The sequence below is a fragment of the Paraburkholderia sp. RL17-347-BIC-D genome (genome assembly GCF_046027915.1).
GTDB lineage: Bacteria > Pseudomonadota > Gammaproteobacteria > Burkholderiales > Burkholderiaceae > Paraburkholderia.
Map to the genome: position 1 here is coordinate 124,052 of NZ_JARESS010000003.1, position 20,426 is coordinate 144,477.

Sequence of the window (20,426 nt, forward strand, 5' to 3'; positions counted from 1 at the left end):
ATTACTGGATGTCTGAACCGCTGACGCCGGCGGGCAGCGCCGGAGGCAGCCACGCCTGACCGTTGAACGAGCCCATATGGCCCCCGGAGCGCACCACGAGGCCACTCTGGTCGACCGAGACAGGGCCGCGGCCGCCGCCGCGCGCCGCGCGCACCGCCTTCACGCCGGCCACGTACTGCGGGAAATAGCTGCCGAGCAGATCGTTCAGATCCGGCATTTGCGGGCCGCGCCATGCAATGCCGAAGACGGAGCCGTTCGCGGCGAGATATTCGCGGACCACGGTGCCGTTGCCGAGCGCCGTCTCACGCACGGTGTAGGACGCGGAAGTGGAAGTGGAAGACGCGGCGTTCGATGCTGAACGCATCACGCCCTGCGCCGCATTGGCGGCGCTGCTGCCGGGCTGAATGGTACGAGTTGAGACTGACGAGCCCGTGGGCGGCGTCATGGGGGCGCCGCCCAGTCCCGCATGAGCGGACTGCACGGCGATGAGCGAACATGGTAAGGCAAGCGCCGTAACGATCCCGGCGCGGCGTACACGACTCCACATGACGAGGCTCCTCCCGAGCTGCTGCTCGATTCGCACGTCGTGCAAACCGGCTGCATGTATGCAGATCATACGGCACCGCTGCGGTTGCACTGCGGAGGGTTTTTCCCCATCGTGCTACCGACCGGTGTGTGTCGTCACCGGAGCGCCGTGCCGCTGCTTGAGCTCGTAGTATGCCTGTGGTTTGTGTCGGTAGACAGCAAGCCGGCGCGGGCGCGCGGCTTGCTATGCGTACTGGTTCGATCTGGCGCGCCCTTGGCGGGCCGCCGCGACGTGCTATGACCCCGGCAGGTCAGAAGCCGAGGCTTGCCAGCAGATCGTCGACTTGCGACTGGTCCTGCACCACATCCGTTTTGCCTTCCGGATTGATCTGCGGACCGTTCAGCAGATGTTCGGGGCTGCCGGTCGGCGAGACTTCGGCCGCCAGCGCCGCCGCGTTCGCCGCGAACTGCTCGCGCCGTTCGAGCGCGATGTTCTCGACCAGCACGCCGAGCAACTGCTGCTCGATCAGGTACACGACATCCGTGATCTTTTTGATGACCTGGCCGGTCAGATCCTGGAAGTCCTGCGCCAGCATGATCTCCATCAGCTGCGAGTTGGTCGCGCTGGTCGCGTCGGGCACACCGCGCAGGAAGGTCCGCGTGTCGTTCATCAGCGCGCGCACTTCCTCGCGCTCGATCGGCGCCGCATACCACTGCTCCCAACGCGCGTCGAGTTCGCCCGCGTCTTTGCGCAGCTGCTCCTGGATCGGCTTGGCGACGTCGATCGCGGACAGGACGCGCTCGGCGGCCTGCTCCGTCATATTCGCGATGTATTTCAGACGGTCGCGGGCATCGGGCACGGCTTCGGCCGCACGCTCGACATGCTTGTCGAGCCCGAGCTCGCGCATCGAGTCGCGCAGCGTGCGCGTCAGTTGTCCAATGCGGGCGAGGATGCGGTCGGACGCGAAGTCGCCGCTCTCGTTGACCGCGTCGGCGCCTTGCGCGTTGGTCGGCAGATTCACATCAGCTCCCGGTCTTGGCCATCTTCTCGAGAATCTTGTTGAGCTTCTCGTCGAGCGTCGCGGCCGTGAAAGGCTTGACGACATAACCGCTCGCGCCGGCCTGCGCCGCCGCGATGATGTTTTCCTTCTTCGATTCAGCCGTCACCATCAGCACCGGCAGGTGCGTGAGGTTGGCGTCGGCGCGAATTTCCTTGAGCATGGCCAGACCGTCGAGGTTCGGCATGTTCCAGTCGGAGATCACGAAGTCATACGTACCCCCGCGCAAACGCGCGAGACCGGCCTGACCGTCTTCCGCCTCGTCGACGTTCGAGTAGCCGAGCTCTTTGAGAAGGTTGCGAACGATCCGGCGCATCGTCGGAAAGTCGTCAACAACCAGAATCTTCATTCCCTTATCCATTTCATTCCCTTTGCTTGATCCATGGTGCGGCGCCTGTCCGCCTCAAACTAACGCCTCAAATCCTACCGGCGCGCATCATACCCGTTGAACGCGGTCGCCCATTGCCGAGAGACGCGCCATCACGCGTCGGCTCATTTCCGACAACGCTGCGATCTCGTCCGCCGCGCCGAGCGCAATCGCTTCACGCGGCATGCCGAACACGATACAGCTCGCTTCGTCCTGCGCAAGGGTGTACGCCCCTGCTTTTTTCATGTCCAGCAGTCCGGCGGCGCCGTCGCGCCCCATCCCGGTCAGAATCACGCCGACCGCGTTCTTGCCCGCATGCTGCGCGGCCGAACGGAACAACACGTCCACCGACGGACGATGCCGGTTCACCGGCGGCTCGTCCGACAGGTGAGCAATATAGTTCGCGCCACTACGGGCAAGCAACAGATGAGCGTGCCCGGGCGCGATATACGCATGTCCGGGCAGCACGCGTTCGCCGTGCTCTGCCTCTTTAACGGTAATCCGGCACAAACCATTGAGGCGTTGTGCAAAAGATTTTGTGAAGCCCGGCGGCATATGTTGCGCGATCAGCACCGCGGGTGCGTCCGGCGGCAGCGGCACCAGCACTTCGCGGATCGCTTCCGTGCCGCCCGTCGACGCGCCGACGATGATCAGCTTCTCGGTACTGAGCAGCGGATTGTTGAAGAGCGGCGCGGCGCCGACCGGCGCCTGCGCGGCATGCGCCGCCGCGTGCTGCGCCGGCGCGGCCTGGCGCACGCGTGCGCGAGCGGCGGCGCGAATCTTGTCGGCGAGCTTTTCCGAGTAATCGAGCATGCCGTCGCGAATGCCGACCTTCGGCTTGGTGACGAAGTCGACCGCGCCGAGTTCCAGCGCGCGCAGCGTGATTTCATTGCCGCGCTCGGTCAGCGACGACACCATCACGACCGGCATCGGCCGCAGACGCATCAGCTTCTCGAGGAAGTCGAGGCCATCCATGCGCGGCATTTCGACGTCGAGCGTCAGCACGTCCGGATTGTGCTGCTTGATGAGTTCGCGCGCGACCAGCGGGTCGGGTGCGGTCGCCACCACCGTCATATCCGGCTGGCCATTGATGATTTCCGTCATCAGGCTGCGGATCAGCGCCGAATCGTCGACGCACAGTACTTTGATCTTTTGCACAGCGCTCACGCCTCCTCTGTAGTTCTGGCGTTGTTTGAATTAAGCGGGCGCGGGCCTGCGCCGAACAGTTCGATGCGCGGGTTCGCTGCGCCCGGACTGCCCGCTGCGGTAGCCGCTGTTCCCGCTGCCGCGCCGGCAGACGAGCCGAACAGCTCGATCTTCGGGCGGGCGGCGGCGGGCGTCGAAAACAGTTCGACCTTGGTTCTCGACGCGGCCGGCGTCGAGAACAGTTCCACCCGCTTGCGCGCCGCGGCGAGCCGCTCGGCGCGCGCTTCGGCGCTTTGCCGCATCAGCGCCTGTTCGCGCTCGGCCACGCCCGCTTCCTGCTGCAGGCGCAACTTCTTCACCATCACCTGGCCCGTGCGCGGCATGAACGCCACCTTGCGCGGATGCGAGCCCTGCAAGTCCTCGGCGACGATGCGGATCTTTTCCAGCGCCAGATAGCGGCGCACGAACTCCGAGTTGCGGTCGCCGATGTTCATCGTCGTCATGCCGGCGAGCACCGCGCCGCCGCCGAACACCTTGGCTTCGAAGCGCTCGCGCCGGCCGCCGGCCTTGATCAACTCGTTGATCAGTACTTCCATCGCGTAGGCGCCGTAGCGCATCGAATCCGATGCGGCCTGCGCGACGTCCGCGCCGTCGTCGGGCAACATGAAGTGATTCATGCCGCCGATACCGGCCGTGCGGTCCTGGATGCAGGCCGCGACGCACGAGCCCAGCACGGTGACCAGCACCATGTCTTCATGCGTGGTGTAAAACTCGTTTGGCAACAGCTTCACGCCGGGGCGCTGGAAGTGGTTGTCGAAATACAGATTGGTGGCGATCGGCAGGGCGCTGCTCATACGGTCACCCCGTTCGTCGTGTGATGCGCCGCCGTTGCCGTCGCGCGCGCCGGCGTGCGCACGCCGGTTGCGTCACGCGTCAACTCGTAGACGGTCTGGCCGCGCAGCTTGAACGCCTGCGTGACGTACGTGAAGTTTTCCGAGTGGCCGGCGAACAGCAGGCCGCCCGACTTCATCAGCGGTTCGAAGCGCGCGAGCACTTGCGCTTGCGTCGGCTTGTCGAAATAGATCATCACGTTGCGGCAGAAGATCGCGTCGAACTGCGAGCGCAACTGGTAATCGCGATCGGTGAGGTTCAGTTGCTCGAAGCGCACCAGCGCGCGCACTTCCGGGCGCACCTTGACCATGCCGGCATGCGCGCCGGTGCCCTTCAGGAAGAAGCGTTTCAGCCGCTCAGGCGAGAGATGCTTCACCTGATCGAACTGGTACGTGCCGGCTTCGGCCTTGGCCAGCACCTGGGTGTCGATGTCGGTGGCGAGCACCGAGGCCTGACGCGCGCCGCTGTCGCCGAGCGCTTCGATCAGCGTCATCGCAATCGAGTACGGCTCTTCACCGGTCGAAGCCGCCGAGCACCATACGGAAACCGGCTGCGGACGGCGCGGCACGAATTCGGCGAGGATCGGAAAGTGATGCGCCTCGCGGAAAAACGCCGTCAGGTTGGTGGTCAGCGCATTGGTGAAGGCTTCCCACTCGGCCGGATCGTTTTCCGCTTCGAGCAGATCGAGATACTGCTTGAAGGTGTCGAGCCCGCGGGCACGCAGACGGCGCGCCAGACGGCTGTACGCCATGTCGCGCTTGTGATCCGACAGCGAAATGCCCGCGCTGCGGTGAATCAGTTCGCGAATGCGAGCGAAGTCCGCCGACGTGAATTCGAAGTCCCGTGCCTGCTCACCGGATCTAACCGGCTCTGCCCCAACGGGACGTTGCTGTGCGCGCGTTGCCATCATGAAAGTTCCTGCCTGCGATACGAGCCATCCCGCTTTCCTGCCAAGGCATCGCCTCGAAATGAAGGGATTGTGTTCGCGGGGTCGCGCCCGCCCGCGAGTTTCTCTAACATGCAGTCGGCCCGCGACACGCTGATAAAGCGTGCTTCGATGATTCGCTCCTCATGGAGCGAGATGCCGAATGACCGCATGTCTTTGTGCCACGTCCTAGAATGTTTCCCAGTCCGCGTCCGAGCCCGCCGAGGCCGCGCTTGCCGCGACCGGACGTGCTGCGGATTCGGATCCCGCACGGGCCGTCTTCGGTTTCAGCGCCGGTTCGACGCGTGCGGCGCCGGCATCGTGACTGCCCGAAGCCGATGCTGTGTTTGCCGCCGGATGCGCCGTGCTAGCTGCCGGATGCGCTGCGCCGCCGTTCGCGGACGCATGCGGTGCGGCTTTGCCCGCCGGCTTGCTCTTGCTGCCGGTCACACGGGGCGCCCCCGATTGCGAACGCGTTGCCGCCGCGCTCTTATTCACCGCGCCGCCGGCCACTTTCCAGCCGTTCACCACGGCCTGCAACTGACGCGTCTGATCTTCGAGCGAGGCCGCCGCGGCCGCCGCCTGTTCGACCAGCGCGGCGTTCTGCTGTGTGACTTCGTCCATCTGCACGACCGCGCGATTCACCTGTTCGATGCCGCCCGACTGCTCTTCGGACGCCGCGCTGATTTCGCCCATGATGTCGGTCACGCGGCGCACGGCCTGCACGATCTCGTCCATCGTCGTACCGGCGCGGCCGACCAGTGCCGAGCCGCTTTGCACCTTGTCGACGGAGTCGCCGATCAGTTCCTTGATTTCCTTCGCGGCACTCGCGCTGCGCTGCGCGAGGCTGCGCACTTCGCCCGCCACCACCGCGAAGCCGCGGCCCTGTTCGCCGGCGCGCGCGGCTTCGACCGCCGCGTTCAGCGCGAGAATATTGGTCTGGAAGGCAATGCCCTCGATTACGCCGATGATGTCGACGACCTTGTTCGAACTGCTCGCGATGTCCTGCATGGTCGTGACGACCTGGCTCACCACGTCGCCGCCGCGCGTGGCGATGTCGGAGGCATTGACGGCCAGCTGGCTCGCCTGACGCGCGTTCTCGGCGTTCTGCCGTACCGTGCCGGTCAACTGCTCCATGCTCGACGCGGTTTCCTGCAACGAGGCGGCCTGTTGTTCGGTGCGCTGCGACAGGTCGGTGTTGCCCATTGCGATTTCGCGCGCACCGGTGTCGATCGATTCCGTGCTGCTGTGAACCGCCCTCACCATCGTCGACATGCTGTCCTGCATGCGCTTGATGCCGGCGAACAGCCGCCCGATTTCATTGCGGCTGAAGACGTTGATCGATTCGGACAGATCGCCCGAGGCGATGCGCTCGAAGCACGCCGTCGCGTCGGCGAGCGGCTGCACGATCAGGCCGCGCAGCGCGAAGCGGATGCCCACCACCACCAGCAGCGCGAGCACGGTGACGGCGATGATCAGCGTCGTCATCAGCGAGATGTTCGATTGCGCGCTCGCTTGCTGATCCACGGCGTGCTGCTGCAAGCTCTTGACGACAGCGGACGCGGCGTTGTCGTAAGACACGAACCACGGGCTGATCTTCGTATCCGCGATCGCGTGATAGGCGGCCAGATCGTTCGCGCGCAGCGCGGCGAACTCCGGCTCCAGGCCGTCACGCATCAGCGCCGTGCGACGCGCCAGCAGTTCGTCCAGCTGCGCCTGCTCGACGCCGTTCTTGGGCGCGTCGAGATACGCCTGCCAGCTCTGATTGCCCTTACCGTACAACTCCTGCGCACGATCGAGCACCTTCTTCGCCTGCTCCGTGTCGCCCGACGCGCTCAACGCGTTGAAGCGATCCAGCGACACGCGCGAGCGCAGCAGGTACGACGAAGCATCGTCGAGTGCATGGATGGCGGCCAGATCGCCGCGCGCAATGCGGTCGAGCGACTGGCTCGCGCGATTCAGCGCGGTCAGCCCAAGCACGCCGACCGCCACGGTCAGCGCGACCAGAATGATCCCCACCATCGTCAACGACGTGCGAATCGACCACCTGCTCAGCATTTCGATGCTCCCTGTCCCAATCGTTTCGTGAAGGCTGCCGCGTTAGACGCCGAGCGTTTCGATCAGCGCCATTTCGCGGCTGGTCATGAGCTTCTCGATGTCCATCAGGATCAGCATGCGGCCGTCGACGGTGCCCAGACCCGTGAGGTACTCGGTCGTCAGCGTGGCGCCGAATTCCGGCGCCGGCATGATCTGGTCGGTGGCGAGCGTCAGCACGTCCGACACGCCGTCCACCACCATCCCGACCACGCGATGCGCGACGTTCAGGATGATCACCACCGTCTGGTGGTCGTACTCGACACGGCCCAGATGGAACTTGATGCGCATGTCGACGATCGGCACGATGATGCCGCGCAGATTGATCACGCCCTTGATGAACTCAGGCGCATTGGCGATCCGCGTCACGTTGTCGTAGCCGCGGATTTCCTGCACCTTGAGAATGTCGATGCCGTACTCTTCGGCGCCGAGCGTGAAGACGAGGAACTCCTGACCGCCGGCGTCTGCCTGCTGCGCGTCGCGGCGGCCATTCGTACCGCTCGCGTTCGCGACGCTCGAATTGATGGATTGGACTTCTGCCACGTTAGCCCCCAAACGGTTGGGATGAATTGAGTTGAGTAAGTGTTACGACGAGTGTGACGGACATCATGCGAGACTCATCGCGCCATGCGCGTGGCGCGTTTCGCGGTTCAGCGCCGCCACGTCGACGATCAGCGCGACGCTGCCGTCGCCGAGAATGGTCGCGGCGGAAATGCCGTGCACCTTGCGGTAGTTCGTTTCCAGGTTCTTCACGACCACCTGTTGCTGGCCCACCAGTTCGTCGATCAGCATTGCAAAGCGGCGCCCTTCCGTTTGCATGATGGTGACGATGCCTTGCGTCGGTTCCTGCTTCGCCCCTTCGACGTTGAACACTTCGTGCAACGCCACGAGCGGCAGATATTCACCGCGCACCCGCACCACGCGCTCGCCGTTGGCCACCGTGTAGATGTCCTCGGCTCGCGGCTGCAGCGACTCCATCACGAAGTTCAGCGGCAGAATGAAGATCTCGTTGCCGACCTTGACGGACATGCCGTCGAGAATCGCCAGCGTGAGCGGCAGCACGATGCGCGTGGTGCTGCCCTTGCCGGCGTGCGAAGTGATTTCCACGTGACCACCCATCGACTGGATGTTCCGCTTCACCACGTCCATGCCGACGCCACGGCCCGACACGTCCGTGACCTGCTCCGCCGTCGAGAAGCCCGGCAGGAAGATCAGGTTCCAGACTTCTTCGTCGGTCATGGTTTCGCTGACCTGCATGCCCTGCTTGGCCGCCTTCGCGAGAATCTTGTCGCGGCGCAGGCCCGCGCCGTCGTCGCTTACTTCAATGACGATGTTGCCGCCGTGATGCGCCGCCGACAGCACCAGCTGGCCGGTCGAATCCTTGCCCGCCGCGCGCCGCGCTTCCACGGTTTCGATGCCGTGGTCGAGACTGTTGCGCACGAGGTGAGTCAACGGATCGATGATCCGTTCGATGAGGCTCTTGTCGAGTTCGGTCGCCTGACCGAAGGTGACGAGTTCCACTTCCTTGCCGAGTTTCGCCGCCAGATCGCGCACCAGACGCGGGAAGCGGCTGAACACGTAATCCATCGGCATCATGCGGATCGACATCACCGCTTCCTGCAGATCGCGCGCGTTGCGCTCCAGCTGCGCCATGCCGTTGAAAAGGCGGTCGTGCAGCGCCGGGTCGAACGTGCTGGTGGTTTCCGCGAGCATGGCTTGCGTGATCACCAGTTCGCCGACCAGGTTGATCAACTGATCGACCTTTTCGACGCCGACGCGAATCGAACTGCCTTCCGCGCCGCCCGCTGCCGCAGCCGGGCGTGCCGCCTTGCGGTCCTGCTCGGCGGGCGCGGCTGCGCTCGCCGCGCTGGCCTGAGCCGGCGCCGGTGCGCTCGGCGCCGCCGCGGGTTGAGCCGTGGCATGCGCCGGCGCGGCCGGTGCGTCGAACAGGCCGTGCGCGGCGGTTGATGCGGGTGCAGCGGTGTCGGCCGCCGGTGCCGACGATGCTGCGTGGCCCGCGTGAGTTGCCTGTACTGCTTGCGCCGGGGACGAATCGGCAGCGTCGGGCGTTCCAGGTTCGCCTTGCTGCGCGTCGTCCGCCGGTGCGGTGCCGCGGCCGATCACGATCTGACTTTCGTCGATCACGAAACAGCACACGGCGATGATGTCGTCGGAGGTCACATCGGTCGCGAGCCACAGCGTCAGATCGCCGCCGCTCTTGACCTGCCCGACGATGTTGCCCAGGTTGCCGAGCTCTTCGGCCAGCAGTTCCTGGTCCTTCTCACCAACGCCCCGTAGCGTAATTTTCAGATGTGGGCCGGATTCTTCGCCGGCTCCCGTGGCTTGCCCGGTCTGTGCCGGTTCGCCGTCAATCCATTCACCCGCCGCCTGCACCGCCTGTTCGACGACGTGCTCCGGCGGGGTCCCGCCTTGTACTGCCTGTGTTGCAACCGGTGCCGCGCTCGCGACCACGGCCGCCGCAGCCGGCGCCGCGCCGTCGCGGCTCTCCGCGTTCAGGCGTTCGAGCTTCGCGCAGATTGCCTTCGCGGTGGCCGCGTCCGGCTCGGCGCTCGCGCGGTAATCGGCGAGCTGGCCGGACAACACGTCCTTGGTTTCGAGGAACGTGTCGATCATGTCCTTGCGCAGCACGAGTTCGTTATTGCGCGCGCGGTCGAGCAGCGATTCGAGAATGTGGGTCGTTTCCGTCAGCGCGGTAAAACCGAACGTTGCCGCGCCGCCCTTGATCGAGTGCGCCGCGCGGAAAATTGCCGCGAGGTCTTCAGGGTCCGGGTGGGCGATATCCAGATTGAGCAGCAACTGCTCCATCTGCGCGAGCAGTTCGTCCGCTTCGTCAAAGAACGTCTGATAGAACTGAGTGATGTCGAGTGTCATGCCTGGGTCACCGCGAGAGTTCCTGTCTTGGCTTGGGCTGCCGTGCCGCCGCGTCGAGAGCTTCTATAACTGGGTCTATGGGTGGTGCTTACGCGTGATCTGGCTCGGCTAGCGCCGCCACCAGTTCGGTCAGCATGTCCGGGTCGAGCGGCTTTTCGATCCAGCCGGTCGCGCCCGCAGCCCGCGCCGCTTCCTTGAACGGCTCGCCCGATTCCGTCGTGAGGACGAGGATGGGCGTGGCCTGGTAAGCCGGGTTGTTGCGCAGCGCGGCGATCAGATCAAGGCCGGTCTTGCCTGGCATGTACTGGTCGGTCAGCACGAGATCGAACGACATGGCGAGCGCGTTTTCGAGCCCTTCGTCGCCATCCGCCGCGAGCGTCACCTCGTAGCCTGCCGTCGTCAGCGTGGCGGCGAGAATCTGCCGCATCGATGCCGAATCGTCGATTGCCAGGATGTGCCTGATCATGAAAACCTCGCTGCACGTACGCTATGGATCGCCCTTCCGTCCGCGCCGGCAGGGCGCATGAACGGGCGAGGCGATCGCTGTCTGTTACTGGGCCGCCGGCGCTGCCGCCGGCAACTTCGGTGCAACCGTTACCGGCTGCGCAAGCTTTTGCAGCAACGGCTTGGAGCCGGCTGCGTCGTCCGACAAGGTGGTCGTGGTGGAGTCGTCATGGTTCAGCGCCTCCTCCGACTTCTTGTTCAGCACGATGATGCTGATGCGGCGGTTCTCCGGATCCATCGGGTCCGCCTTGTTCAGGTTTTGCGTCGACGCGAGGCCGAGCACGCGCATGACCTTCGCTTCGTCCATGCCGCCGGCGATCAGCTCGCGGCGCGACGCGTTGGCGCGGTCCGCGGACAGTTCCCAGTTGCTGTAGCCCTTCTCGCCGCCGGCGTACTGCGCGGCGTCGGTGTGGCCTTGCACGATGATGCGGTTCGGCACGTCGTTCAGCGTGTGGCCGATTTCGCGCAGAATGTCGCGCATATATGGCTCGACCTGGTCTTTCGCAGTCGCGAACATGGGCCGCTTCTGCGAGTCGACGATTTCGATGCGCAAGCCGGTCAGCGTGGAGTCGATGCGGATTTGCTGTTTGAACTGGCGCAGCACCGGATTCGCTTCGATCGCGGCCATCAGCTTGACCTGCAGATCGTGCAGGCGGACCTGCTCGCGACGTTCCAGCTCGCCCTGCAACTGCTTCATCGAATCTTCGTTGTTGTGCGAGACGCTGCGCTCGGAGCGGTTGTTCGAACCGTCGGTGGAGCGCGTCACGCCTTGCGCGTCGGTCGAGATATCGCGGCCGCCGCCCTTCAGAATGCTCGAGTCCTCGGCGCTGCGGTCGCCGCCCCACAGCGTGATCTTCAACGGCTGGTTGAAGTAGTCGGCAATGCCCTTCAACTGCACCGTGGAGGCCGAGCTCAGCAGCCACATCAGCAGGAAGAACGCCATCATCGCGGTCATGAAGTCCGCATACGCGAGCTTCCAGGCGCCGCCGTGGTGACCTTTCTTGGCCGGCGCGGAGCGCTTGACGACAATGGCGCGGTCTTTGTCCTTGCTCATCGGTTCGGTTCCCGGCGCCCTTTACTTGGCCTTGACGCGGCGCACGTGCTCTTCCAGCTCGGCGAACGACGGGCGTTCGGTCGAGAAGAGCACCTTGCGGCCGAACTCGACGGCAATCGCCGGCGCGTAACCGTTCAGGCTGGCCAGAATCGTCACCTTGATGCACTGGAACATCTTGGTCGACTCGGTCACGCGCTGTTCGGCGACGCTCGCGAGCGGCCCGATCAGCCCGTACGAAAGCAGAATCCCGAGGAAGGTGCCGACCAGCGCCTGGGCGATCATCTCGCCGAGCACGGCGGGCGGCTTGTCGGCGGAGGCCATGGTGTGCACCACGCCCATCACCGCGGCCACGATCCCGAACGCCGGCATTGCGTCGCCGACCTTGGTCAGCGCGTGAGCGGGCGCTTCGCCTTCCTGGTGATGCGTCTCGATCTCCTCGTCCATCAGGCTTTCAATCTCGAACGCGTTCATGTTGCCGCCCACCATCAGACGCAGGTAGTCGGTCAGGAATTCGATGATGTGATGGTCGGCGAGGATCTTCGGGTACTGGGTGAAGATCGGACTCTTCGACGGATCGTCGATGTCCGCTTCCAGCGTCAGCGTGCCTTCCTTGCGCGCCTTGGCCAGCAGGACGTAGAGGAGCGCCATCAGCTCCATATAGACGTCCTTGTTGTACTTCGCGCCCTTGAACAGGGTTGGTATGACGCGCAGCGTGGCCTTGATCGTCTTCATTCCGTTACCCAGAATGAATGCGCCGACGCCGGCGCCGACGATCATCAGCACTTCAACGGGCTGCAGCAGCGCGCCGAGATGGCCGCCTTCCAGCGCGTAACCGCCGAAAACGGACAAAAGCGTCACGAGTGTTCCCACGAAAATCAGCACTGCCGAGCCCTCACAAAGAAGCGACGGTGACCGTCGTTAATCTGGTTTACGGCAACGAAGCGGAAAACTTTGGCGGAAAAGCGGCTCGTCGCTCCGGTGTAAACCAGAGGCGGATGCGGCCGGTCCGGCTGGACCGGGCGTCGCGCGGGCGGGCTGGAAGGCCCGCCGGATGGGAGATGGAAGGCGCACCGCGCACCGGCGGCCGCCTCCCAGGTCAAGCTTCGAGGGCGGCGAGGCTCTCGCGGGCCCGGGCGTCGGCAAATTTCTTTGTCTTACCGGCGCGCGAGGGCGGCTGGCACAGGCCGCAGACGAATGCGTGCTGCGGATCGTGCGCATGCGCGACAAAATGTCCGCCGCAGCGGCAGCAGGCGGTCATTTGCAGCATCCCGGAGTCGAAGAAGCGCACCAGCGTCCAGGCGCGCGTGAGACTGAGCACGGGCTCGTCGTCGTGCAACTGGACGTGTTCCAGGTACAGCCGGTAGCTCTTCACGATCGACTGGATCGTCAGGCAGCCGCCATGACCGGCCATGAACCGGTAGATGTTGTAGAACAGCGATGAGTGAAAGTTCGGCTGCCAGGTCATGAACCAGTCGGTCGAAAAGGGCAACATCCCCTTGGGCGGCGAGACCCCTTTCAGTTCTTTATATAGCTTGATGAGCCGGTCGCGCGACAGGCTGGTTTCCGCTTCCAGCAATTGCAAACGCGCGCCAAGCTCGATCAGTTCGATCGCCAGGGTAATTTCCCTGACTTCGAGCACAACACTTTTATAGGCCATCCGTTTGCGTTTTCCCCGTCCTGATCGCTTTGTTTGGAATGCAACGTGCCATCAGCCGAGTTGCTCGACTGGCTGGCTTGCCATCAGGATCGCGGAATGCGCCTGAGCCACGGCGCTGGATTTGCCTTTGTCCGCCAGAGCGGACAGCACGGCATGGTCGTCGAAACGGAAACGGCACAACACCTGATTGGACGCCGCCAGCTTGACGGTCTGCGCCAACGACAGATTGGCGAGCACATCGGCTAACTGGTCCGAAATCCCCATGCGAAACATGCCCATCGGCTTGTCTTCGCGCAGCAGTCGCTGGGCGAGCAGGAGATAAGACAGGTTAACTTCTCTGATCTCATTGAGCATATCGCTTGTCGCGCTCATGATTCCCCCGGGGTGTATCTGGCTGGTCAGGCCGTTACGGAAACGTTTGCTCGAACGCGCGCACTGAAACCGCACGAATCGGCTCGTTTCTGGTCTTGCGAGCATTGTGGCGAAAGGGGGAGCGGACGAAAATCGGACAGACACCCAGCCTTATTGACGGATTAATCCGTCATTCGTGTAGGAATTTTTCCTACAAAGGCGGGTCGGAGCGGGCTTGATGGAACCCCATAGGCGCAATTTAGAAACTTTCCGTGCGCATCGATGAGGTTGCTGGCAATGATGTGAACTAAATGGTGAGTCTGATTGACTCACGGTCCGCACCGTGCAGCGGTGAGGAAGAATTATAAGACGTTTTCACTTCTCTGCAACACGCCGCGTGTAGGGGCCGATCTCCACCGCCCGGGCCCGCGACTTGCTGATGGCTTTGCAGCGTCCGAATATACGACCGGCGATTTCTCCCGATTATCGGGATGGCCGTTCCGACGACCTGTAACGGGCCATGTTTCGCGCTGTAACAACATTAAGCGTTTGAAAAATAACTCGAATTAGCGCGGCCGATCCCGATAATGAAGCTAAGGGATTACCCGATGCAGGTTCGGAGCACCGCCGGGCGGCGGCTTACCGCGCCCAACCGTCCGTCAGGCATTCGCTCCTCGCTCTACTCGAGCGCCGCTGTGCGATGCCGTTCTGATTAGGAGAAAACGCATGCGAATCGCACAAATTGCGCCGTTGTATGAAGCTGTCCCGCCGAAACTTTATGGTGGCACCGAACGCGTCGTGTCGTATCTGACCGAGGCACTGGTCGACCTCGGCCATGACGTCACGCTGTTTGCGAGCGGCGACTCGGTCACTTCGGCCAACCTCGACGCCTGCTGGCCTCGTGCGCTGCGTCTCGATCCGACGATCCGCGACGCGCTGGCTCCGCACGTCCTGATGATGGAAAAGGTGCGCAAAGTGGCGCATGAGTTCGACGTGCTGCACTTTCACCTCGACTACATGCCGTTCCCGCTCTTCACCACGATGGACACGCCGTTCGTGACGACGCTGCACGGCCGCCTCGACTTGCCGGAACTGCAACCGGTGTTCGATGCTTTCTCCAACGTGCCGGTGGTCTCGATTTCCGATTCGCAGCGCGCGCCGCTACCGCAAGCGAACTGGCTCAACACGGTTTACCACGGTTTGCCGGAGCAGCTGCTCACGCCGCAAACGCACAAGAAGCCGGAATACCTGGCGTTCCTCGGCCGTATTTGTCCCGAGAAGCGCGTCGATACAGCTATCAAGATCGCTGCACAAAGCGGTTTGCCGCTGAAGATCGCCGCCAAGGTGGACAAGGTCGACCAGGAATACTTCAAGCGCGAAATCGAGCCGCTGCTGTCGCAGGCGCATGTGGAGTTCGTCGGCGAGATCAATGAAGCGCAGAAGCCCGAGTTTCTTTCCGGCGCCAAGGCGCTGCTGTTCCCGATCGACTGGTCGGAGCCGTTCGGCCTCGTGATGATCGAGTCGATGGCGTGCGGTACGCCGGTGATCGCGTTCAACCGCGGTTCGGTGCCGGAAGTGATCGACCACGGCGTGACGGGTTACATCGTTGAGGACGTGCAGGGCGCGGTCGCGGCGCTGCAACGCCTGGACGAACTGTCGCGCACCGAAATCCGGGCCCAGTTCGAACGCCGCTTCAGCTCGAAGACGATGGCTCAGAATTACGTGGATGGCTATTCGGCACTGATCGAAGCCACGCGCCGCCCGGTGTTGCGTCAAGTCGCAGTGGGCTAAACGCCGAGCTAAGCGGCTGGGCACTTTCGCTCAGCTGCTTGAGTAACGAAATCCGCCGCGTACGACGTTTCCGATTTGTAGGTCAATAGTGAGTCAATTCGTCGTGTGAATCGTTTGCGCGAGCGGTAATTTCAGGTTATCCCGCTTCTTTGTCCAGAAAAGCCGCCCCTCGAGGGCGGCTTTTTTTAATACGGGTATGGATGCGCTTCCATCGCCGATTAGCGCTCAGCGAATAAAGACCGAGTACCAATAAACCTTCAGTTGGCTTTCGTCTCGACCGGCGATCGGCTCAAGCAGCGCCAATCAGAAAGCGCTCGCGATTCTTACCGACGATCCATTTGGGCGGTTTGCCGCGCCCGCTCCACGTATTGCCCGACTTCGGATCCTGGTATTTCGCCGGCAGCGGCGCCTTCTTGGGCGGGCGGCCGCGCTTGGCGGCGACGGCAAAACCGAGGTCCTGAGCCGTCAGACCGTATTCAGCGATCTTTTGGCGGATGTCGGCGACCACATTGTCGATTTCAGTACGGCGCGCTTCTTCTGCTTGTGCCTGCAATTTGGCGATCTGCGCCTTGAGGTCTGCATATTGAGACATTCCGGTTCTCCCCTTTTCTAGAACTCATTGGCTCGCAGACTAACTGCAATTATAAAAATTCGCAATGGACAAGAATACCGATTTAGCAAGATATCCTCTGATAATTATTAAGACCGGTGAATTGTAAAACGGCATCTTTATCTCGCAATAAAAAGGTAAAGGCGACACCACATTGACAATTCTTGACACCTGATTTGGCCAACTTTCCCTAAAATTGCGCGTTCAAGGCATGCAGACGGACATAGCCGCGCGTGCTAGCGGAAGCCTCCATCTTTTTAGGATTACCAACCATGCAGTTGTCAAAGCGCCTCGCTGCCGAGTTGTTCGGCACCTTCTGGCTCGTGCTCGGGGGCTGCGGCAGCGCTGTCCTCGCCGCTAACTTCGCCGGCCCGGTTCATGGTCTGGGCATTGGCTTCGTGGGTGTGTCGCTCGCGTTCGGCCTGACTGTGCTGACCATGGCTTTTGCGATCGGTCACATTTCCGGCTGCCATCTGAATCCGGCGGTGAGCGTCGGCCTGACCATCGCCGGCCGCTTTCCGGCGCGCGATCTGCTGCCGTACATCGTGGCGCAAATAATCGGCGCGGTGCTGGGTGCGCTGGTGCTGTCGCTCATCGCATCGGGCAAACCCGGGTTCGATCTCGTCGCCAGCGGCTTCGCCAGCAACGGCTATGGCGAGCGCTCGCCCGGCCACTACTCGCTCGCCGCGGCATTCATTTGCGAAGTGGTGATGACCGGCTTCTTCCTCTTCGTCATTCTCGGCGCGACCGACAAGCGCGCGCCCGCCGGCTTCGCACCGATCGCCATTGGCCTGTGCCTCACGCTGATTCACCTGATCTCGATCCCGGTGACCAACACGTCGGTGAACCCGGCGCGTTCCACCGGGCCGGCGCTCTTCGTCGGCGGTGCGGCGATGGATCAGTTGTGGCTGTTCTGGGTTGCGCCGATCCTCGGCGCAGTGATCGCGGGCGTGTTGTACCCGGTCATCGCTGAAAGCCGCGGCGGCAGTTCGCAGAAGCTGGCGCTCGACTGATCCGCGCGCGCGGTCATTTGGGCAAACAAAGCGGGCGCTACGGCGCCCGCTTTGTTTTGAGGCGGAAGCGTAAGCACCTCGATATCGCGCCGATGGCTTATTCGTGCCCGCTGCTAGAATCGTGCGACTTCCCAAGCTCGCACAGGTGCCACACATGAAGCGTTTCCGCGGATTTCTGCATGGCGTCGCACTCTCCATCAGCGGCTTGTGCGCGGGTGGGCTGGCGCTACCCACCGCGCATGCGGCCGACGGCCAGACGGAAACGCTCGTGTTCGTGCGACACGGTGAGAAGCCTACCCAGGGCTACGGACAACTCAACTGTCAGGGGCTCAACCGCGCGCTGGCCTTGCCGGCGGTGATCGCGGCCAAGTTCGGCAAACCGGATGCGATCTACGCACCCGATCCCGGCCAGCAAAAAGACGACGGCGGCAAGCCCTACTACTACATCCGGCCGCTTGCGACGATCGAGCCGACCGCCATCCAGTTCCAGATGCCGGTGCAAACGCCCTATGGTTTCGCTCAGATCGACCAGCTCGGCACCGCGCTCGTCAATCCGGCCAATCGCAACAAGCTAATTGTCGTGGCGTGGGAACACAAGCTGATCGTGAAGCTATTGCGCCAGATGCTGAGCACGCATGGCGGCAATGCCGCCGATGTTCCGAACTGGAAGAGCGACGACTTCGACAGTATCTATGTTGTTCGCCTCGACTGGCAAAGCGGCACCGCGCACGCCAGCTTCAAACATGATCGTCAGGGGCTGGATGGACGCGCGACCGACTGCCCTTGCGCGGCACTGCCGGGCGCGTCGGCGGCGACTGGATCCCCGGCTTCCTCGAGTGCGGCAAATTAAACGGGTAATACAGATGTAAGCCTCAATTACGCAGCCGGTCCTCAGATTTGGGTAAAGCGTGGCGCCGGGCGCGCTTCGCCACGGCGCAAAGGGCCGCGAATCCTTATGCACCAGTGCTTTGACCGAACGGCGTGCGGCGCGCGACGTACTCACGTACGCCTGCTCACAGCTTTCAAAGCCTGCGACGATGCTTGCAGTCCGTAACATCTGGTCGCAGTACCCATCGACGGGAATGCGTAGATTGATCCTGTGCGACAAACATACGTCGCCTCACAGGAGAACAAACATGAAACGCATCGTCACTCACTTGCTGGTTGCTGCAGGACTCGCGGCGGGCGCATGCGGTGTCGCGCAAGCGCATACGGATCTGAACATCGGCCTGTCGCTCGGCGCACCGGTTTATACGCGTCCGGCCCCGGTCTACGTGGCGCCGCAGCCGGTCTACTACCGCAACGGCGGCTGGGACCACCGCTACGATCGCGGTGATTATTATCGCGGCGACCATCGATATGATCGCAACTGGAACCACAATGACCGCGGCTGGGGCCACGATAACCGGGGCGACCATGGCGACCGCCGTGGCGGATGGCACGGGTAATTTTCCTGGTGCGACTGACGGCGGCAAATGAGGCGGCTTGCCGGCCTTGATAGACCTCGGCCGCGCAACGCCATCACCAGCAGCCTGAGCCACCAGACGTGCCGCTCAAAGAAACGGCCCGCGTCCATGAAAATCGACGCGGGCCGTTTCCATTTCCACTCAGGACATCAGTTCGTCGTCGAGCGAGAAGAGCTTGCGCAAATGGTGTGCGACGCCCGCTTCAAAGTTGTTGCCAATGCGCGGCACGTTTGGCAGGCGCGTCATGAGGTCGGGATTGGCGTTGTTCATCATGAACGGATGGCCGGCCGTCTCCAGCAGATCGATGTCGTTCATGTTGTCGCCGAAAGCGACGCATTGCGAGGCATCGGCGCCGAGGCGCTCGAGCACGATCTGCAACGCGCGGCCCTTCGATACGTTTGCCGTCATCACTTCCAGACAGTCCGGCAGCGAATAGGTCACGTACAGTGCGTCGCCGAATTCGCGTGCGAGATTCGTCGAGACCTGCGCGAGATCAGCAGGCTCGCCGATATAGAGGGCCTTCGCGATGTCGACGCCGTCGTGTTTCGGCAAATCGGTCACTTCGTAGGTGAAGCCCGAGTCCTGGTGAAACTTCAGCAGATCCGGCGCGTCGCGGTCGATCAGCCACGCCTGATCGGCGAACAGGTTGACGATCACGCGACCATGCGCGCCAGCGATTTCCGGTTGCACCAGTTTTTGCACAATGGCCGGAGGCAGGTCGTCCGCGTGGATCACCGTGTTGTCCGGCGCGTGGATGCGCGCGCCATTCGACGTAATCAGATACGGACTGATGCCCAGCACGTCGCGAATACCGGCGACATCGCAATAATGGCGACCCGTTGCAATCACGAACCGCAGCCCGTCACTTTCAAGTTTGCGCACGGTGGCGACCGTGAACGGGTCCACCTGGTGATCCGCGTTGAGCAGCGTGCCGTCGAGATCCGTGGCGATGACTTTGTACATAGTTTGAGCAGGCGGGCAGCGTCGAAGCTGCGTATTTTACCGTTGCCGGCCGCATTCGCCGGAACGCGCCGGCTGTATCCATGATTTTCAGCCGCAATCGCGCGACTCGCACACGCCGCGACGCGCCGTTTTCAGCCGCCGACGCGGAGCGCTTCACGCTGCGCCAATTGCAATCCGCCGTGCGCGGAGTCTGCCAGCGGCTCGCGTAAGCGCTCCTGATAGATCAGCGGCACGTACTCGCGCAACGGCGCGCCAAGCCCGCCGCACAACGCGACCGGCAGGCTCGCCGACGGGTCCAGTGCGGCGATCATCTTGCCCACTTCGACGCCGGCCTCGCCGAGCAAGCGCGCCGCGAACGGATGCGTGCGGTGGGCGATGACGATCGGCGCGAGCCTCGCATAAGCTGTCTGATTCGCTTCGCAGAGCCAGACGACGAGACTGTCGCGGTCGTGCGCGCCGGTGTGGGCGACCAGCGCCTGGGCCAGATCGTCGTGAGTGCCACGACCGTCGAGCGCCTGCTGTGCGTGCACGATGGCCCGCAATCCGAGCCACGCGCCGCTCGCTTCGTCGCCCGATGGAAAGCCGTAGCCACTCACCTGGCGGCATTCGCCCTCGCCATCCAGCACGGCCGCGACGCTGCCGGTGCCGAGCGCGACAATCACACCATGCGCGCCGCCGTGCGCGCCCAGCAAAGTGGTGTAGGCGTCGCTTTGCACGGCGAGTCCCGCTAGCGCGGGCGCTTGCGCGCGAAACGCGGCCAACCAGTCGCGATTGTTGACGCCCGCCAATCCGCAGCCGAGCACGCAGCGCGACCAGTCCAGCGTCATGCCCGCACTTGCAAATGCTTCGCCGCAGCCGGCCGCGATGGCCTGCCATGCACGTTCGACGCCAAGTCCCAAACCCGACGGCCCGCTTGCCGCCTGCGCCAGTTCGCGGCCTTGCGCGTCGCCGAGCACGACCCGCGTGCCGCTGCCGCCGCCGTCAATGCCGATCAGAAAGAAGTCTTTGTTCATGGAATCGAGTGAGTTCCGTGGATGAATAACGCATAGCGTGGCAGGTCGGTTTCAATCCGGCAATTAGCCGAATGGCCAGCTTGCAGTGCGCACGGCTTCGGCTATG

General features: G+C 63.3%; 21 protein-coding genes. 4 read left to right on the forward strand and 17 right to left on the reverse strand.

Features of this window, described 5'->3' with window-relative positions; translation table 11 throughout:
* Position 1 precedes the first annotated feature (1 nt).
* The 14 genes from P0D96_RS06075 to flhD all read right to left on the reverse strand — a co-directional run bounded on the left by P0D96_RS06075 (position 2) and on the right by flhD (position 13,485).
* Positions 2-547 (reverse strand): DUF2844 domain-containing protein, encoded by a 546-nt coding sequence (locus P0D96_RS06075; RefSeq protein WP_408176416.1) that lies wholly within the window; start codon positions 545-547, stop codon positions 2-4.
* A 289-nt stretch (positions 548-836) separates the two neighbouring features.
* Entirely contained in the window at positions 837-1,547 is a 711-nt protein-coding gene (gene cheZ / locus P0D96_RS06080; protein ID WP_408176414.1) for a protein phosphatase CheZ, read from the reverse strand.
* A 1-nt stretch (position 1,548) separates the two neighbouring features.
* Positions 1,549-1,944: a chemotaxis response regulator CheY gene (gene cheY / locus P0D96_RS06085; RefSeq protein WP_095417937.1), complete on the reverse strand. Its 396-nt coding sequence runs from the start codon at positions 1,942-1,944 to the stop codon at positions 1,549-1,551.
* Positions 1,945-2,019: 75 nt separating this feature from the next.
* A complete protein-coding gene (locus P0D96_RS06090) occupies positions 2,020-3,108 on the reverse strand; it encodes a protein-glutamate methylesterase/protein-glutamine glutaminase (protein WP_408312447.1) in 1,089 nt (362 codons plus the stop codon).
* A gap of 5 nt (positions 3,109-3,113) precedes the next feature.
* Positions 3,114-3,950: a chemoreceptor glutamine deamidase CheD gene (cheD, locus tag P0D96_RS06095; RefSeq protein ID WP_408312450.1), complete on the reverse strand. Its 837-nt coding sequence runs from the start codon at positions 3,948-3,950 to the stop codon at positions 3,114-3,116.
* A complete protein-coding gene (locus P0D96_RS06100) occupies positions 3,947-4,897 on the reverse strand; it encodes a CheR family methyltransferase (protein ID WP_132376584.1) in 951 nt (316 codons plus the stop codon). Before P0D96_RS06100 ends, cheD begins: the two co-directional genes overlap by 4 nt.
* A 204-nt stretch (positions 4,898-5,101) precedes the next feature.
* On the reverse strand, positions 5,102-6,970 hold the full coding sequence (locus tag P0D96_RS06105; protein ID WP_408312453.1) for a methyl-accepting chemotaxis protein: 1,869 nt from the start codon (positions 6,968-6,970) through the stop codon (positions 5,102-5,104).
* A 42-nt stretch (positions 6,971-7,012) separates the two neighbouring features.
* On the reverse strand, positions 7,013-7,549 hold the full coding sequence (locus P0D96_RS06110) for a chemotaxis protein CheW (protein WP_074762485.1): 537 nt from the start codon (positions 7,547-7,549) through the stop codon (positions 7,013-7,015).
* Between the two features lie 63 nt (positions 7,550-7,612).
* Positions 7,613-9,898 (reverse strand): chemotaxis protein CheA, encoded by a 2,286-nt coding sequence (gene cheA, locus P0D96_RS06115; protein WP_408312456.1) that lies wholly within the window; start codon positions 9,896-9,898, stop codon positions 7,613-7,615.
* 88 nt (positions 9,899-9,986) lie between these two features.
* A complete protein-coding gene (locus P0D96_RS06120; protein ID WP_132376581.1) occupies positions 9,987-10,364 on the reverse strand; it encodes a response regulator in 378 nt (125 codons plus the stop codon).
* An 84-nt stretch (positions 10,365-10,448) separates the two neighbouring features.
* On the reverse strand, positions 10,449-11,456 hold the full coding sequence (gene motB / locus P0D96_RS06125; RefSeq protein ID WP_132376580.1) for a flagellar motor protein MotB: 1,008 nt from the start codon (positions 11,454-11,456) through the stop codon (positions 10,449-10,451).
* A 21-nt stretch (positions 11,457-11,477) separates the two neighbouring features.
* Complete coding sequence (gene motA / locus P0D96_RS06130) at positions 11,478-12,338, reverse strand: flagellar motor stator protein MotA (protein WP_013340867.1); 861 nt, start codon at positions 12,336-12,338, stop codon at positions 11,478-11,480.
* A 214-nt stretch (positions 12,339-12,552) separates the two neighbouring features.
* On the reverse strand, positions 12,553-13,113 hold the full coding sequence (gene flhC / locus P0D96_RS06135; RefSeq protein ID WP_011490228.1) for a flagellar transcriptional regulator FlhC: 561 nt from the start codon (positions 13,111-13,113) through the stop codon (positions 12,553-12,555).
* Positions 13,114-13,164: 51 nt separating this feature from the next.
* Positions 13,165-13,485, reverse strand: coding sequence for a flagellar transcriptional regulator FlhD (gene flhD, locus P0D96_RS06140; RefSeq protein ID WP_013589958.1), 321 nt, complete (start codon positions 13,483-13,485; stop codon positions 13,165-13,167).
* A gap of 705 nt (positions 13,486-14,190) precedes the next feature.
* Here flhD and P0D96_RS06145 point away from each other — a divergent pair.
* Positions 14,191-15,255 (forward strand): glycosyltransferase family 4 protein, encoded by a 1,065-nt coding sequence (locus tag P0D96_RS06145; protein WP_132376578.1) that lies wholly within the window; start codon positions 14,191-14,193, stop codon positions 15,253-15,255.
* A gap of 289 nt (positions 15,256-15,544) precedes the next feature.
* On the opposite strand, the gene P0D96_RS06150 is transcribed toward P0D96_RS06145, so the two are convergent.
* Positions 15,545-15,847 (reverse strand): H-NS histone family protein, encoded by a 303-nt coding sequence (locus tag P0D96_RS06150; protein ID WP_007179981.1) that lies wholly within the window; start codon positions 15,845-15,847, stop codon positions 15,545-15,547.
* 290 nt (positions 15,848-16,137) lie between these two features.
* Between P0D96_RS06150 and aqpZ the strand changes: the two genes are divergently transcribed.
* From aqpZ to P0D96_RS06165, 3 genes are all read left to right on the forward strand, one after another.
* A complete protein-coding gene (gene aqpZ / locus P0D96_RS06155) occupies positions 16,138-16,878 on the forward strand; it encodes an aquaporin Z (RefSeq protein WP_408312460.1) in 741 nt (246 codons plus the stop codon).
* Between the two features lie 154 nt (positions 16,879-17,032).
* Positions 17,033-17,728, forward strand: a complete 696-nt coding sequence (locus tag P0D96_RS06160; protein WP_408312463.1) for a histidine phosphatase family protein — start codon at positions 17,033-17,035, stop codon at positions 17,726-17,728.
* Between the two features lie 286 nt (positions 17,729-18,014).
* Positions 18,015-18,326: a PXPV repeat protein gene (locus P0D96_RS06165; RefSeq protein ID WP_132376575.1), complete on the forward strand. Its 312-nt coding sequence runs from the start codon at positions 18,015-18,017 to the stop codon at positions 18,324-18,326.
* A 159-nt stretch (positions 18,327-18,485) separates the two neighbouring features.
* On the opposite strand, the gene P0D96_RS06170 is transcribed toward P0D96_RS06165, so the two are convergent.
* Entirely contained in the window at positions 18,486-19,307 is an 822-nt protein-coding gene (locus P0D96_RS06170; protein WP_408176404.1) for a Cof-type HAD-IIB family hydrolase, read from the reverse strand.
* 131 nt (positions 19,308-19,438) lie between these two features.
* Positions 19,439-20,320, reverse strand: a complete 882-nt coding sequence (locus P0D96_RS06175; RefSeq protein WP_408312466.1) for a glucosamine kinase nucleotide-binding domain-containing protein — start codon at positions 20,318-20,320, stop codon at positions 19,439-19,441.
* Positions 20,321-20,426: the final 106 nt, after the last annotated feature.

Coding starts and splice junctions, on each gene's coding strand:
- P0D96_RS06075 (WP_408176416.1), bottom strand. CDS start 547: ATGTGGAGTCGTGTACGCCGCGCCGGGATCGTTACGGCGCTTGCCTTA.
- cheY (WP_095417937.1), bottom strand. CDS start 1,944: ATGGATAAGGGAATGAAGATTCTGGTTGTTGACGACTTTCCGACGATG.
- cheD (WP_408312450.1), bottom strand. CDS start 3,950: ATGAGCAGCGCCCTGCCGATCGCCACCAATCTGTATTTCGACAACCAC.
- P0D96_RS06100 (WP_132376584.1), bottom strand. CDS start 4,897: ATGATGGCAACGCGCGCACAGCAACGTCCCGTTGGGGCAGAGCCGGTT.
- P0D96_RS06105 (WP_408312453.1), bottom strand. CDS start 6,970: ATGCTGAGCAGGTGGTCGATTCGCACGTCGTTGACGATGGTGGGGATC.
- cheA (WP_408312456.1), bottom strand. CDS start 9,898: ATGACACTCGACATCACTCAGTTCTATCAGACGTTCTTTGACGAAGCG.
- P0D96_RS06120 (WP_132376581.1), bottom strand. CDS start 10,364: ATGATCAGGCACATCCTGGCAATCGACGATTCGGCATCGATGCGGCAG.
- motB (WP_132376580.1), bottom strand. CDS start 11,456: ATGAGCAAGGACAAAGACCGCGCCATTGTCGTCAAGCGCTCCGCGCCG.
- flhC (WP_011490228.1), bottom strand. CDS start 13,113: ATGGCCTATAAAAGTGTTGTGCTCGAAGTCAGGGAAATTACCCTGGCG.
- flhD (WP_013589958.1), bottom strand. CDS start 13,485: ATGAGCGCGACAAGCGATATGCTCAATGAGATCAGAGAAGTTAACCTG.
- P0D96_RS06145 (WP_132376578.1), top strand. CDS start 14,191: ATGCGAATCGCACAAATTGCGCCGTTGTATGAAGCTGTCCCGCCGAAA.
- P0D96_RS06150 (WP_007179981.1), bottom strand. CDS start 15,847: ATGTCTCAATATGCAGACCTCAAGGCGCAGATCGCCAAATTGCAGGCA.
- aqpZ (WP_408312460.1), top strand. CDS start 16,138: ATGCAGTTGTCAAAGCGCCTCGCTGCCGAGTTGTTCGGCACCTTCTGG.
- P0D96_RS06160 (WP_408312463.1), top strand. CDS start 17,033: ATGAAGCGTTTCCGCGGATTTCTGCATGGCGTCGCACTCTCCATCAGC.
- P0D96_RS06165 (WP_132376575.1), top strand. CDS start 18,015: ATGAAACGCATCGTCACTCACTTGCTGGTTGCTGCAGGACTCGCGGCG.
- P0D96_RS06170 (WP_408176404.1), bottom strand. CDS start 19,307: ATGTACAAAGTCATCGCCACGGATCTCGACGGCACGCTGCTCAACGCG.
- P0D96_RS06175 (WP_408312466.1), bottom strand. CDS start 20,320: ATGAACAAAGACTTCTTTCTGATCGGCATTGACGGCGGCGGCAGCGGC.